This is a genomic window from Seonamhaeicola sp. NFXS20 (genome assembly GCF_049132085.1).
Classification (GTDB): Bacteria; Bacteroidota; Bacteroidia; order Flavobacteriales; family Flavobacteriaceae; genus Seonamhaeicola.
In genome coordinates this window covers 631,903-647,509 of the sequence record NZ_JAFMPU010000002.1, presented here as the reverse complement: position 1 = coordinate 647,509, position 15,607 = coordinate 631,903, and the positions used below count along the sequence as shown (strand labels likewise).

General features: G+C 36.5%; 9 protein-coding genes. All 9 read left to right on the top strand.

The window, feature by feature from the left end; genetic code table 11:
• Window positions 1-5 precede the first annotated feature (5 nt).
• Window positions 6-1,442, top strand: a complete 1,437-nt coding sequence (locus tag J1D01_RS06065) for a glycoside hydrolase family 30 protein (RefSeq protein ID WP_421150171.1) — start codon at window positions 6-8, stop codon at window positions 1,440-1,442.
• A 3-nt stretch (window positions 1,443-1,445) separates the two neighbouring features.
• A complete protein-coding gene (locus tag J1D01_RS06060; protein WP_421150170.1) occupies window positions 1,446-2,234 on the top strand; it encodes an SGNH/GDSL hydrolase family protein in 789 nt (262 codons plus the stop codon).
• Between the two features lie 3 nt (window positions 2,235-2,237).
• Window positions 2,238-4,103 carry a beta-N-acetylhexosaminidase gene (locus J1D01_RS06055; RefSeq protein ID WP_421150169.1) on the top strand — a complete coding sequence of 622 codons (1,866 nt, stop codon included), beginning with the start codon at window positions 2,238-2,240 and terminating at the stop codon, window positions 4,101-4,103.
• Window positions 4,104-4,105: 2 nt separating this feature from the next.
• A complete protein-coding gene (locus J1D01_RS06050) occupies window positions 4,106-5,587 on the top strand; it encodes a sulfatase family protein (protein WP_421150168.1) in 1,482 nt (493 codons plus the stop codon).
• Between the two features lie 34 nt (window positions 5,588-5,621).
• Window positions 5,622-7,949, top strand: coding sequence for a GH92 family glycosyl hydrolase (locus tag J1D01_RS06045; protein ID WP_372935475.1), 2,328 nt, complete (start codon window positions 5,622-5,624; stop codon window positions 7,947-7,949).
• A 4-nt stretch (window positions 7,950-7,953) separates the two neighbouring features.
• Complete coding sequence (locus J1D01_RS06040; RefSeq protein ID WP_421150167.1) at window positions 7,954-9,483, top strand: sulfatase-like hydrolase/transferase; 1,530 nt, start codon at window positions 7,954-7,956, stop codon at window positions 9,481-9,483.
• An 84-nt stretch (window positions 9,484-9,567) separates the two neighbouring features.
• Window positions 9,568-11,607, top strand: coding sequence for a right-handed parallel beta-helix repeat-containing protein (locus J1D01_RS06035; RefSeq protein ID WP_421150166.1), 2,040 nt, complete (start codon window positions 9,568-9,570; stop codon window positions 11,605-11,607).
• 10 nt (window positions 11,608-11,617) lie between these two features.
• Entirely contained in the window at window positions 11,618-13,921 is a 2,304-nt protein-coding gene (locus J1D01_RS06030) for a family 20 glycosylhydrolase (protein ID WP_421150165.1), read from the top strand.
• Window positions 13,922-13,945: 24 nt separating this feature from the next.
• Window positions 13,946-15,604 carry a hypothetical protein gene (locus J1D01_RS06025; RefSeq protein WP_421150164.1) on the top strand — a complete coding sequence of 553 codons (1,659 nt, stop codon included), beginning with the start codon at window positions 13,946-13,948 and terminating at the stop codon, window positions 15,602-15,604.
• Window positions 15,605-15,607: the final 3 nt, after the last annotated feature.

The window sequence follows — 15,607 nt, the reverse complement described above, 5'->3', positions numbered from 1 at the left end:
CCAAAATGAAACATATAAAAGGATTAATAGTAGTTGCATTAATAGCTTTTTCATCATGTAAACAAGAAGAAAAAGGACTTGATGTATCTTGGAAAAGTAGTACAGAACAAAGTGTTTGGACTGATAAAACCTATCAGCCACAATCTGCAGAAGTAACTCCAGAAGCAACTATAGTTGTAAATACAACCAATCAACAACAAACTATTGATGGTTTTGGTGGCTGTTTCAACGAGTTAGGGTGGGAGGCTTTAGCCATGGTTACACCCGAGGAAAAACAACAAATTTTAAACGATTTATTTAGCCAAGAAACAGGCTGTAAATTTACATTGTGTAGAATGCCAATTGGTGCTAACGATTATGCTGTAGATTGGTATAGCCATAACGAAACCGAAGGCGATTTTGCGATGGAAAACTTTTCTATAGATCGTGATAAAAAACGATTAATTCCTTACATAAAAGAAGCACAAAAAATTAATCCTGATGTTGCTGTTTGGGCGTCGCCTTGGTGTCCGCCATCATGGATGAAACACAGCAAACATTACGCTTGTAAATCTAATCCAAAGTTCAACGATTTACCTGAAGAATGGAGCTCTACCGAAGAATTAGTCTCTCGTTTCATTACAGAACCAGAGTATTTCGAGGCTTATGCCTTATACTTTACAAAGTTTGTTCAAGCTTACAAAGAAGCAGGAATTGATATTAGCGCAGTGCATGTTCAAAACGAATATAACTCAGCACAAAACTTTCCATCTTGTGTTTGGAAACCAGAAGATTTAGGAATTCTTATTTCAGATTATTTAGGTCCTAAATTTGAAGCTGAAAATTTAGATACCGAAATTTGGTTAGGTACGGTAGAGCGTCCACAATTAGAGCGTGTAACAGATGTTATTGAGTATGGTAATGCCAAAAAGTATATTGATGGTATTGGTTTTCAATGGGCTGGTAAAGGTGCCATTGAAGCGGTTCATGCTACATATCCAGAGATGCGTTTAATGCAAACTGAAACCGAATGTGGCGATGGCTCTAACGATTGGAAGGCTGCCGAATACACATTTAGTTTAATGAAACATTATTTTGAAAACGGCGCAAATTCATACATGTATTGGAATATGGTTTTAGACGAAACAGGAAAAAGCCAATGGGGTTGGAAACAAAATTCTATGATTTCTATTGATAGTAAAACAAAAGCCATTACCTACAACCCAGAGTTTTATTTAATGAAGCATTTAAGTGCTTTTGTTATGCCAGGTTCAGTAAAAATTGATACGGCTGGAGACGATGAAAACACCGTTGTTTTCTATAACGAAGCAGAAAATAATGTAGTGATTTTAGCTTATAACGACGCTAGTGAAAATAAAACCGTTCAATTTAACATAAACGATAAAGAAGTTAAAGCAAGTTTAGATGCCAAGTCATTTAACACCTTAACTGTAAACTTATAAAACATGGATAGAAGAAGTTTTGTAAAATATTTAGGAGCTACAGGAATTTGTATTAGTGCTTCATCATGTGCCTCTTTAAATTTATTTGGAGATAAATATAATGAAGAAGTGGCACGCGAAGCTTGGAAAAACTTAGCAAATAAAGAAGCCGCTTTTGCTTATGTAAGCCCTAATAAAAAATTACCAAACGTATTTATTTATGGCGATTCTATTTCTATTGGTTACACAACTACAGTTAGAAAAGAGTTAGAAGGTAAAGCTAATGTATTTAGGTTTCATAAAAACGGACAGTCAAGTAATAAATTTATTCCATTCATGGAAAAATTAAAAACCACCATGTTTCAGCCGTATTTAAAAGGTGGTTGGGATTTTACTTGGGACGTTATTCATTTTAATGTAGGCTTACACGATTTAAAATATGTTAAAAACGGAAAGCTCGATTTAGAAAACGGAAAGCAAGTAAATAGTATAGAAAAATACAAAGAAAACCTTCATGAGATTTGTAAATATTTAATGAAGGAATACCCTAAAGCGAAATTAATTTTTGCAACTACAACTGCAGTACCAGAAGAAGGAGCTGATGGGAGAGTTGCTGGAGATAGTGTTAAATACAATAAAGCTGCATTAGAGGTTTTAGCAAATTATCCTGAAATACAAATTAACGATTTGTATGCCTTTACAAAACCACACGAAAAGGAGTGGTATATAAAACCACATAATGTACATTATAATGAGCTTGGTAAAACAGCTCAAGGAAAAGAAGTAGCCAAAGTAATAGCCCAAAATTTATAATTCATGAATAGAGTATTAGTTTTTTTATCCATTATATTGCTTTCTATAACAGTAAAGGCACAAGAATATACAAATACTTTTGTTCCGCAACCAGAATCTGTTAATTTTACTTTTGGAGATTTTAATTTTAATAGTGAAACACAAATATTTATTCCATCTAAATACTATGCAGATTTAAAGCCTATTATTTCTTCACAATTAGCAAAAGAAACAGGTTTTAATTTATTGATAAATAAAGGGAAAGCGAAAGTAAAATCAAATTATATACTTTTTCAAAAGGTAAAAGATCCATCCATTAGTCCTGAAGGTTACCAATTAGAAGTTTCTATTTCAAAAATTATTATTAGAGCAAAAGATTATGCGGGTATGTTTAACGGTTTTCAAACTTTAAGACAAGCTATACCCATTCATATTAAAGGGCTTAATTCTATACCAGGAATGGAAATTTCAGATAATCCTAGGTTTGGTTGGCGTGGTTTAATGTTAGATGTGTCGCGTCATTTTCAACCAAAAGATTTTATATTGAAGCAAATTGATGTAGTGTCTTCTTATAAAATCAACAAATTTCATTTGCATTTAACAGACGATCAAGGTTGGCGCATTGAAATAAAAAAGTACCCCAATCTTACTAAAAAAGGTGCTTGGAGAGCCGATAGAGGCAACATTCCTTGGTGGGAAAGAAAAGCAGCCACTGCTAATGAAACTAAAACTATTGGAGGGTTTTACACTCAGGAAGATATTAAGGAAATTATTGAGTATGCCAGAGTTAGAAATGTAGAAATTATTCCAGAAATTGATGTTCCAGGTCATAGTAAGGCGTTGGTAGCGTCGTATCCAGAATTATTTTGCTCAGATATCGATACCTCTAATGTTAATTTTGAAGTAGCAACTGGAGGTAAAGCACCTAATAATACCGTTTGTCCGGCAAGTGAATTTACTTATGAGTTTTTAGAAGATGTTATTGAAGAAATAGCCGCTTTATTTCCATCAAAATATCTACACATTGGTGGCGACGAATGTAGCAAAAAAGACTGGAAAAAGAGTGCCATGTGTGCTGCTCTTATGGAAGAAAACGGTTTAAAAGATTACGAAGAACTGCAAAGTTATTTTATACAACGTATTCATAAAATTGTTGAAAAACAAAACAAAACCATGATAGGTTGGGATGAAGTTTTAAGCGGAAACGGTGTAAAAGGAGCCACCATTATGGCTTGGAGACGAGGCAAACAGCAACCGCAACTGCAAGCTCCACGCCAAGGGTATCCAACAATTATGACATCATACATCTATTCTTACATCAGTCAAGTACAAGGACCAAGATTTATGGAACCCGAGGGGCCAAAAGTGGTATTACCTTTATCTAAAGTATATAGCCATGAACCTATTCCTTCAGAATTAACTAAAGAAGAAGCGAGTCTTGTGTTGGGAAACCAAACTTGTTTATGGGCAGAGTTTACACCAACCAAGGAACATTGTGAATACATGCTTTATCCAAGAACTTTGGCAAGTGCCGAAGTATCATGGAGTCAACCCGAAGTGAAAAATTGGGAAAGATTCCAAAAAGCATTAGAAATCTCGCATTTTAAAAGGTTAGACAGAGATAATATTAATTATGCCAAAAGCATGTATAGCGTATACCCTGCTTTCGCAGTTAATGAATTGCGAAATGAAGCCATAGTATATTTAGATACCGAAACCGTTGGTTACGATATTTATTATACTTTGGATGGTACAGATCCTACAAGTAAATCAAAAAAATATACAGGAAATTTTACAACAACAGCCAAACAATTACTAAAAGCAGGTTTATTTAACAAGGAAGGAAAATTGCTTGGAGCTATAACAGAAATACGTTTAAAAATCAATTAAATATGAAAATTTTAAAATTTGCAGTAGCCTTAGTGTTATTTGCTAGTTGTACAACAGCTCAACAAAAACCTAACATTGTTTATATTATTTGTGACGATTTAGGCTATGGAGACATACATGCTTTAAACCCAGAAAAAGGAAAGATATTAACTCCAGAAGTAGATGCTTTTGCAAAACAAAGTATGACGTTTACCGATGCACATTCAGCTTCGGCAGTATGTACGCCATCTAGATATGCATTATTAACGGGTAGGTATAATTGGAGGTCTAGATTGCAACATGGAGTTTTAGAAGGAGGAGACGCTCCCCTAATTGCAGAAAACTTGCTAACAGTACCTAAAATGCTAAAAACTGTGGGGTATAAAACGGCTGCAATTGGTAAATGGCATTTAGGTTTTGATTATGTTGATGAAAACGGAGAATCTTATAAAAAAGATGAAGACAAAAAAATAATTGGAGCACCTGTAGGCGCAACGGTCCCAAACGGCCCTATAACACGTGGTTTTGATACTTATATTGGGTTTCACCATTCAAGGGAGATGCAAACAGTAATAAAAGATGATAAGGTTATTGATAAAATGCCACCAATACAAATGTTACAATTTTTAGGAGATCACGCTACAGAATACATAGCAAAAGAAGCAGATAGTGAAGAACCTTTTTTTATGTATTTAGCGTTGAATGCACCGCATAGTCCAGTAGTGCCATCTAAAGAATGGCAAGGTAAAAGTGGCATGGGTGCTTATGCAGATTTTGTAATGGAAACCGATTATGTAGTAGGGCGCGTGTTAAAAGCTTTAAAAGAGAATGGTTTAGAAGATAATACAATTGTATTCTTTACTAGCGATAACGGTTGTTCGGATCCAGTCGCTAAAGCTGGAAAATTAGAAAAAGAATTTGGGCATTACCCAAGCGCCAATTTTAGAGGTTATAAATCTGATATTTGGGAAGGCGGACATAGAATTCCGTTTATTGTAAAATGGCCAGGAGTTATTGAAGCGGGGTCAGAAAACGATAAATTGATTTGTCAAACTAGTTTAATGGCAACTTGTGCTGAAATAACAGGAGCTCAGGTTCCTGAAAATGCGGGAGTAGATTCGTATAGCATATTGTCTATGCTAAAGGATAAAAATGCAGAAACAAATCACAAGTTGGTGGTACACCATTCTATAAACGGAAAATTTTCTATTAGAAGTAAAAAATGGAAATTAGAACTTACACCGGGTTCTGGAGGATGGTCTAATCCGAAAGATAAAAAAGCAAGGGAGTTAAACCTACCTGAAATTCAGTTGTATGATATGGAGACCGATCAATCAGAAACAACAAACGTTTACGATAAGCATCCTGAAATAGTTAAAGAACTAACAAAAGAGTTAGTTAAAATAGTAGAACAAGGAAGAACAACCAATGGACCATCACAAGAAAACGATGTTGTGGTAGATATTTTTAAAACGTCTAATGTTAAAGCTTCAGCAGGACACTAAAAGTGTTTGATAATCACTAAGATTTAAGTATGATATGGCAACAAAGCAAAAACAAATAATGTATAGACTTTTCTTAGTACTAAGTGTTTTGGTATTGGCTTCATGTTCATCAAAAAATAATAAAACCAAAGCCGATGGCAAAGAGCCTGTAGATTATATAGATCCTATAATTGGTGCTGTAACCTACGGTAAAAAAACCAAAGATGCTCATGGTTTTGGAAAAACATTTCCAGGAGCAGCTACACCCTTTGGTTTGGTGCAACTAAGTCCAGATACATTTACAGGAGGCGATAACGGACCAGGATATTCATACGAGCATCCAACCATGGAAGGTTTTAGCTTTACACATATGAGCGGTATTGGGTGGTTTGGAGATTTAGGTAACTTTTTAGTAACACCAACCGTTGGCAAATTACAAACCAATCGTGGTGTACCCGATAATCCAGAAAGTGGTTATCGTTCGCGGTATTCACATGATACCGAAATTACACAAGCGGGGTATTATGCGGTGACCATGGATGATTACAAGGTGAAAACAGAACTTACTGCTGCACCAAGAGCAGGAATTATCCGTTTTACGTATCCTGAAAGTGACAGTTCTCGTGTGCAAATCGATTTATCACGTAGAGTAGGTGGCACATCAACCGAGCAATACATTAAAATTGTAAACGAAAACACCATCCAAGGTTGGATGAAATGTCCACCAGAAGGTGGTGGTTGGGGTGCTGGAGCAGGAAATGCCGATTATGTAGTGTATTTTTATTGTCAATTTAGCAAACCCTTAAAAGATTATGGAATTTGGAGTGCCAATATTCCTGATGTACCCAGAAAAATGCGTTTTATTAGAAGGGACAACTATCAAGATGCAGTGAAAAATGCTAAAATTTATACCGATACTACAGAATTACAAGGTAAGCATTTAGGTTTTTACACTAATTTCAAGACAAAAGAAGGTGAAGAAGTTTTGGTAAAAAGTGGTATTTCCTTTGTAAGCATTGCAGGAGCTAAAGAAAATTTAGAACACGACATTAACCATTGGGATTTTGATAAAACCCGAAAGGAAGCCCGTGACATTTGGAGTGATGCCATTAAAAATATAAAAGTTGAAGGAGCAACCGATAGAGAAAAAACTATTTTTTACACAGCGTTGTATCACACGTTAATCGATCCTCGTGCATTTTCTGATGTTAATGGAAATTATATCGGCGCCGATAAAAAAGTGCATCAAACCGATGATTTTACTTACCGTACTATATTTAGCGGTTGGGACGTGTTTCGTTCGCAATTTCCGTTGCAAACCATCATTAACCCATCATTGGTAAATGATGAAATAAACTCGCTATTACAAATGGCAGAGTTAAGCGGAAGAGAATATTTACCACGTTGGGAAATGCTTAATTCCTATTCAGGAGTCATGTTGGGTAATCCAGCAGTTTCAGTAATTAATGATGCGTATCAAAAAGGTATTCGTAATTACGATGTAGAAAAAGCATTTCAATATTCATTAAATACCGTTAACAACACCGGTAATGGAGAATTAGGATATTTCCATAAACACATTTCAAAAACCTTAGAATATGCCTATTCAGATTGGTGTTTGGCTACTATGGCAGAATCTTTAGGTAAAAAAGAAATTTCCGAAGAATACTTTAAACGAAGCAAAAATTATAAGAATATTTGGAATGATGAGGTTAACTGGTTTAGAGCAAAAGATAGTGCGGGCGTTTGGTTAGAATGGAAAGGTAAAACCACACATGGGCAAGGGTGCATAGAAAGCAATCCGTACCAACAAGGGTGGTTTGTGCCACATGATATTGATGGTTTAAAAGAACTCATGGGAGGAGAAGAAGCTTTTAAAAATGAATTGATTTCGTTTTTTGAAAACACTCCAGAAGATTTCCTTTGGAACAATTATTACAATCACCCTAACGAGCCTGTGCACCATGTGCCCTTTATGTTAAACGAAGCTGGAGCCCCACATTTAACCCAAAAATATACGCGAAAAATTTGTGATAAAGCTTACGGAATCGACGCTTTTGGATTGTGCGGAAACGAAGATGTTGGGCAAATGTCGGCTTGGTATGTTTTGGCTTCCATTGGCATTCATCCAATCAACCCTGGCGATAATAAGTATCAAATTACAAGTCCGGTATTTAATGAGATTGAAATTAAGTTAGACAATAATTATTATTCTGGGAAAACCTTCAAAATCATAGCAAATAATAATTCTAAAGAAAATATTTATATCCAATCAATTAAACTAAATGGAAAGCCTTTGGATAGATATTGGATTACCCACAAAGAAATAACACAAGGAGGTGTGTTAGAAATGGAAATGGGAGCAGAACCAAAATTAAATTAATCCAATGTGCCTAAAAAAAGTAACCATATTACTCGTCATTTTATCTCTTGTTTTTTTTTCATGTAAAGAGCAGGTGAAGAATGACGAAAAAACACAACCCAATTTCGTTTTTATAATGGTTGATGATTTGGGAAAAGAATGGTTTCCCAGTTATGGGGCTACCGAGGTTAATACGCCTAAAATTGATGCCTTGGTGAGTAAAAGTATAAAATTCAATAATGTTTATTCCATGCCGCAATGTACCCCAAGCCGGGTGGCTTTAATTACCGGGCAATATCCATATACCAGTGGCTGGGTAAACCACTATGATGTTCCTAGGTGGGGCCATGGAGTTAATTTTGATGCCAATAAAAATCCAAGTTTTGCAAAAGCCTTGCAGCAAGCGGGTTATAAAACCTGTATTGCAGGGAAATGGCAAATTAATGACTTTAGAATAGAACCCAAAGCCATGCAAAAAGCGGGCTTTGATGAGTTCTGTATGTGGACAGGTTACGAATCGGGCAACAAACCAAGTGAAAGCCGTTATTGGAATCCGTATATCTATACAACATCGGGGAGTAAGGTGTATAAAGATAAATTTGGCCCAGATATCTTCTCTGATTTTGTTGTCGATTTTATTAACGAAAACAAAAACAAGCCTTTTTGTGTATACTACCCCATGGTATTAACGCATACTCCTTTTGTGCATACCCCTCATAAGCCCAAAGCCAAAACTAAGTATGAAAAACACAAAGCAATGGTAGAATATACCGATTTTATCATTGGAAAAATTCTTGATAATCTTGAAAAATCGGGGGTGTCTAATAACACTTACTTGATTTTAACAACAGATAACGGTACAACACCATCTATAATAGGAAAACGAAACGGTGTATACGTAAGAGGGGGAAAAGCATACCTAACCGAAAATGGAATTAATGCACCTTTTATGGTGAAAACTCCAGATAACCAACATTTTGAAACGAATGCGTTAGTTGATTTTACAGATGTTTATCCAACGTTATTGGACTTGGCCGGGGTAGAAAAACAATCTGGTTTTAAAATAGATGGGCATTCATTTGCAAAGGTGTTAACCCAAAAATCAACCAGCAGCGAACGCAATTATATTCTATCAATGGGTGGTTTGCCCGGAGATATAAACAAGGAGGGATGGTTAGAAAATGCCATCCTGTTTAGAGATCGCGTACTTCGTAATGAAAAATATAAAGTTTATGTCGATACGCTTCAACAAATAACTCGCTTGTTCGATATGGAAAAAGATCCGTACGAAACCAATAATTTGATTGATGATGCAGAAATGGAACAGGTTTTAAAGGCGTTTAAAACCAAAGTTGAAGCACTTCCAAATTTAGACAACAATCCTAAATACACAAAAACAAAAGGATTACCAACAGATGTAAAGCTGGAGTTTTTGGATAAAGCGGCAGAACGTACCAAACATCGCAAAACCAATATGATGCCATTGGCAACCAAAGCGGCTTTTCTTAAATTAAGCGGAAAAGAACAAAATAATAGTACTAAAACCAATCAATAACCTTAATTGAAAAAACAACATTATTACATACTGTTTATTTTTTTAGTGGTCTGCATAAAGGTAAAGGCACAGTACCGGCTATATGTGGCACCCTATGGCAACGATGCCAATAATGGTAGTAAAACACAGCCCTTGGCTACATTAACGGGGGCCAAAAATGCCATTAGGTTGCTTAAAAACAGCCCTTCCTTTAAGTCACAAGCTATTTGGGTAATTGTAGAAGATGGCGTGTATGTTATGAAAGAGCCCTTATTGCTTTTACCAGAAGATAGTGGTACTGCAGAATATCCTATTGTTTACAAAGCGGCCAAGGGGGCACATCCTATTTTTAGTGGAGGAAAAAAAATAAGCGGTTTTGTTGAAAACGAAAACGGTTTGTGGGAAGCCAAAATACACGAGGCTGCTTATTATAAATGGAGGTTCGACCAACTTTATGTAAACAATAAAAGGGCTACATTGGCCAGAACCCCTAATTCAGGTTTTATAAAAATAGATACGGTAATACAGCAAATATGGAAGAAGGGCAGCTCTAAAGTTCCTGAAAAAGCACAGCAAAGCATTTTTTTTAACAAAAAAGACTTTAAGTTTATTTCAGAAATAAAAAAAGAAGCGCTTCCTAAAGTACGTTTTAAAGCTTTTCATAAATGGGATTTTACCCTTCGCCATATCGAAGCAATAAATATCGATAGTTTAATGGTGGTTACTTCTGGAAAAGGAATGAAACCATGGAACCCTTTAAAAAAGGGAAGGCGACTGTTTTTTGAAAACTACAAAGCGGCTCTGGATACTGTGGGCGAATGGTTTTTAGACGATAAAGGAGTCTTGTTTTATAAGCCCTTAGAAGGGCAATCGATTGAAACTACAGAAATCATTGCTCCAGTTTTAGAAAACTTGGTTACAATTTCGGGTAATGCCTTAAAAAATGAATACGTTGAAAATATAGAATTTAAGGGATTAACCTTTAAGCATTGTCATTATAGAATTCCACCAACAGGTTTTGAGCCTAATCAGGCCGCGGCAAAACTAAGTGCAGCCATTAAGGTGGAAGGAGCCAAAAATATCAAGATTGCTAATGGCGAAATATCGCAAATCGGCCAACATGCGGTTTGGTTTGGTAAAGGTTGCAGTAATTCGTCTATAGAAAACACCTATATTCACGATGTTGGAGGTGGCGGTGTGTATTTAGGCGATTTTAAACCCTTAGAGGGTAAACAGCACACCCATCACATTACCGTAAAAAATAATATTATTCAATCTGGCGGACGGGAATTTCCTGCTGCTGTGGGCATTTGGGTGGGACACAGTTCAGATAATACTGTGTTGCATAACGATATAGCTAACTTTTACTATACCGGTATTTCCGTAGGTTGGGTTTGGGGCTATAAACCAAGTTTGGCCAAGCGAAACACTATATCTTACAACCATATCCATCACATAGGTTGGGATTTGCTTAGCGATATGGCTGGAATTTACACCCTAGGGGCTTCAGAAGGAACGGTTGTAGAGCATAATGTTATCCACGATGTACATGCCTATTCTTATGGTGGGTGGGGAATGTATGCCGATGAGGGTTCTACAGGAATTACCTTTAAAAACAATTTGGTTTACAATACCAAAACAGGTGGGTTCCAGCAAAATTATGGCAAGGACAATATTGTGCAGAACAATATTTTGGCTTTTGCTAAAAAATACCAATTGCAATGTACTGTTCCAGAAGCGCATAAATCCTTTAGTTTTACCAACAACATTATTATTTTTAATGAAGGCATGGTGGCAAAGGGCGCTTGGGATAAGGTTAATGCAGAAATCGATAGCAATTTATATTGGAATACTTCCAAAAAAGAGTACAACTTCAACAATCACACGTTTAAGCAATGGCAAAGTAGGGGTTTTGATAAAAATAGCCTTATAGTCAATCCTTATTTTAAAGATGCCCAAAACTTTAATTTTAAGTTCAAAAAAACATCAACCTATAAAAAAATAGGTTTTAAACCTTTTGATTTTTCAAAGGCTGGAGTTTATGGTGATAAACATTGGGTTGAAAAAGCCAAACTGTCCCAATCAATAACAGAGGCTTTTAAACTTGCTGTTGAAAAAAATATGAAAATGAACATAAAACGATAACACGATAACTATGAGAAACTACCTAACCATCTTATTTTTAGCGGTGCTAATGGCATCATGCTCACAACCTAGTAATCCTTCTTTTAAAGCAGAAGATATTTCTTTGGTGCCAAAACCAACAAGTTTTCAGTTAAACGAAAGTTCTTTTAAGTTCGGGCCCGATACAAAAATTGTGGCATCAGACCAAAGCCAACAAAAGGCCATTAACTATTTAAAGGGCTTGTTTAGCAAAGCGGCCGGGTACAATTTAGAAGAGATAAGTGCAAAAACAGAAGGAGCTGTTGTTTTTGAGGTTATCGAAGGCTTAAAAAATGGAGCTTATAAATTAAATGTAACCCCTAATTCCATAACAGTAAGTGCTACAGAAGAAAGTGGGTTTTTCAATGCGGTACAAACCATTCGCCAGCTTTTACCTATAGAGATAGAAAGCGCCAATGTTGTAGCAGCAAATTGGTTGGTGCCAAGTGTAACCATAGAAGACGAACCACGTTTTTCATGGCGTGGTATGCACAACGATTTTAGCCGTCATTTTATTGATATCGACGAGGTTAAGGCTTTTTTAGATTATATGGCATTGTATAAGTTAAACACTTACCACATGCACTTAACCGACGATCAAGGTTGGCGGATTGAAATTAAAAAATATCCCTTGTTAACCGAAAAAGGGGCATGGCGAATTCCTAATAATCAAGATACCATTTGTATGGAACGTACCCAAGAAAATAAATTGTATACCATTGACGAAGCCAAGTTTAAGGAAATTGATGGCGAACGTAAATACGGCGGCTTTTTTACACAAGAACAAATAAAGGAAATAGTAGCTTACGCCTCAGATAGGTGCATAACCGTTATACCCGAAATCGATATGCCTGGGCACTTTAAATCGGCCATAGACAACTATCCGTTTTTGTCGTGTACCGGAGAATCTGGCTGGGATACCGTGTTTACATACCCAACATGTTTAGGAAAAGAAACAACCTACGAGTTTATGAAAAATATTTTAAGCGAAATTGTAGAGTTGTTCCCTGCCCAATACATCCATATTGGAGGCGATGAGGTTAATATCAAATCTTGGGAAAAATGCCCCTTGTGCCAAAAGGCTATTAAAGACAACGGCCTAAAGGATGAACACGAACTGCAATCGCATTTTAACCGTGATATCGAACAATTTTTACATTCAAAAGGAAAAAAACTTATGGGATGGGACGAAATTGTTCAAGGTGGTTTAACCAAAGATGCCGCAGTAATGTGGTGGAGGGGTTGGAGGCCAGAGGCTCCTAAAAAAGCAGTAGAAAACGGTAACGAACTGGTTATAACGCCAACCGATGCCTACTATTTTGATTATCTAAATGATGGCAACCCTTTAGAAAAAATATACAATTACGAGCCGGTTCCAGAAAGTTTTACAGCCGAAGAAGAAAAGCGTGTTATGGGTATTCAGGCCAATCTTTGGTCTGAGTGGATTCCAAGCTTTAAACGTTTGCAGTACCAAGCATTCCCCAGAATGTTGGCTGTGGCCGAAAATGCTTGGGCTTCAAAAAACAACAAAGATTTTGAGGCCTTTAACAAAAGGGTAGAAAAGCAATACCCAAGATTGGATAATTTAGGGGTTTACTACTACATCCCTGTTGTAAAAGGGTTAGACAAAAAAATTGGTATGGTTGATAGTACCAAGGTTAAGCTAAGTTTGGCTTATCCATTGGAGGGTGTAGAAATTTATTATACAATAGATGGGTCCGTACCAACAAAAAAATCGTTAAAATACACAGAGCCTTTTGTAGTAAACGATACCGTTGAAATTAAAGCGAGAGCCTATAAAGGCGATATTTACAACGATATTAAAAAGACTAAAGTAGAGAAAAAAGAATATATCCAGTCGGTAGATGTAAGCCCTAAAGAAAAAGGGTTAAAACGTTATTTAATTCCTGGAAAACTTAAAAAAGTTACAGATGTTAATCTTAAAAGAGCATCTAAATGGGAAGTTGTCGATAGTGTAGACATTGCAGAATTTAAAGATAAAAAACCGGTAAATATGGTGTTTTCTGGATATTTCCATGCAGAAAAAGATGGGATTTATCAATTCGAAACCCGTTCCGATGGAGGCGACCACTTGTATATTGGCCAAACACTAGTGGTAGATAATAGTGGATGGCACGGACCAAGAAAACGTTACGGTATAGTCGCCTTAAAAGCTGGTTGGCATCCTATTACCATAAAATATAGACCTAGCGATAAACCAAGAGCTATAAATGCTTGGTACGGTCTACAAGGAGAGCCGTTGCAACCCATAACTTCAGAAGTAACCGGGTTTTAAAACAAAAAAATGTATGTTAAGATAATGAAAAAGAAAAAATTAAGATTAGTGAAAAAATTAGTAATCATTTTAATATTCTTAAATGTTGTAGGTATTAGAGCAAATGCCCAAAATCCAGAACCATTGGTTTTAGATATGGTGCACCACAACCCTGGTGAGGCTCCTTACAATTCGGCTTACAACAACCCCGAAGTTATAAAGGAAATGGGGTACAATGGTAAGGTTTATTTTTTGTTCGAATCTCCTGCACTGGCCATTAATTGGGAATCGGTAGATAAGGATATTTTACCAAAAGGAACAAAAGATAGGGCATGGGTAGATGCAAAAGCGGCACAGATAAAAAAAATGCACCAAGCGTGCAAAGCTTCAAATATTGCCATTTATGCCATGTCAGATTTGGTGTTGTTCCCCAAACGCTTAATTGAAAAGTATGGTATTGAAGATACCTTTGGAGACCCCAATAATCCATTAACAGAAAAGCTCATAAGGGCACAGATTAATGAGATGTTCGACCAATTTCCTGATTTAGATGGATTGGTGGTCCGTATTGGAGAAACCTATCTGCACGACGCGCCTTACCATTTGGGAGCCATAGAAAACAAGAAAAGCCCAGAAAAAACAATCATACCTTTAATCAAGATTTTAAAAGAAGAAATTTCAGAAAAAAGGAACAAGTTGTTGATTTTTAGGACTTGGGGGTCTTTTGATACGGATTTAGAATCGTACATGAAAGTCAGCGACGCCATAGAACCCCACAAAAATTTAATTATAAGTGTTAAACATTGCGAAGGAGATTTTCATAGAGCCAATCCTTTTAGTAAAGTTATAGGACAGGGTAGGCATAAGCAAATTATAGAAGTTCAATCTGCCCGCGAATACGAAGGAAAAGGGGCGTATCCCAATTACATCGCCAATGGGGTTATAGAAGGTTTTGAAGAGCATGCCAGAATGCCTAAAGACCAAATAAAAAGCATAAGGGAATTTGTTGAAAGAAAACCGGAGTTGTATGCTGGTATTTGGACTTGGTCTCGCGGTGGCGGATGGAATGGCCCTTACATAAAAAACGAAATGTGGTGCGATTTAAATTCTTGGGTAATGGCACAATGGGCTAAAGATGTGAGCCAAACCGAAGAGGCCGTTTTTAATCGATATGCTACCGAAAGATTGAAATTAAAAGACAACGATGTTGCTAAGTATAGAAAACTGTGCTTGCTATCTGCCGAAGCTGTGGTTAGAGGTAGAAATAGTACGTATAGGGACATGAATCCATGGTGGACCCGCGACCAAGGTATTGCATGGCCTGCCGTTCCTAAAGAAGAGGTAAGGCAAAAAAGAAACTTGGCCCAAAAAGACGAAGCTGTGGCGAAATGGAAGCAAATCGTTGAACTTGCAAAAGCTATAGATTGGAATGGTCAAGAGGCTAAAGACCACGCTGTAGGGTCGGCAGAATACGGTTTGAGGCTATATGAAATTTACAGAGCTCTTGTTTACATGTCTTACGCCCATAAAAAGGGCGATGATGCCGCCGTACAAAAGTGGATTAAAAAATACGATAAAGCTTGGGAAAGCTACAAAAACCTACCTAAAGAATATAGCACAATAGCTACGCTTTATACCCAAGATTTTGATAGGCATATTGCTAACAATGCCGATAAAAAAGTAAATCAGTTAAGAAAACAATAAAGG

Coding starts and splice junctions, on each gene's coding strand:
- J1D01_RS06065 (WP_421150171.1), top strand. CDS start 6: ATGAAACATATAAAAGGATTAATAGTAGTTGCATTAATAGCTTTTTCA.
- J1D01_RS06060 (WP_421150170.1), top strand. CDS start 1,446: ATGGATAGAAGAAGTTTTGTAAAATATTTAGGAGCTACAGGAATTTGT.
- J1D01_RS06055 (WP_421150169.1), top strand. CDS start 2,238: ATGAATAGAGTATTAGTTTTTTTATCCATTATATTGCTTTCTATAACA.
- J1D01_RS06050 (WP_421150168.1), top strand. CDS start 4,106: ATGAAAATTTTAAAATTTGCAGTAGCCTTAGTGTTATTTGCTAGTTGT.
- J1D01_RS06045 (WP_372935475.1), top strand. CDS start 5,622: ATGGCAACAAAGCAAAAACAAATAATGTATAGACTTTTCTTAGTACTA.
- J1D01_RS06040 (WP_421150167.1), top strand. CDS start 7,954: ATGTGCCTAAAAAAAGTAACCATATTACTCGTCATTTTATCTCTTGTT.
- J1D01_RS06030 (WP_421150165.1), top strand. CDS start 11,618: ATGAGAAACTACCTAACCATCTTATTTTTAGCGGTGCTAATGGCATCA.
- J1D01_RS06025 (WP_421150164.1), top strand. CDS start 13,946: ATGAAAAAGAAAAAATTAAGATTAGTGAAAAAATTAGTAATCATTTTA.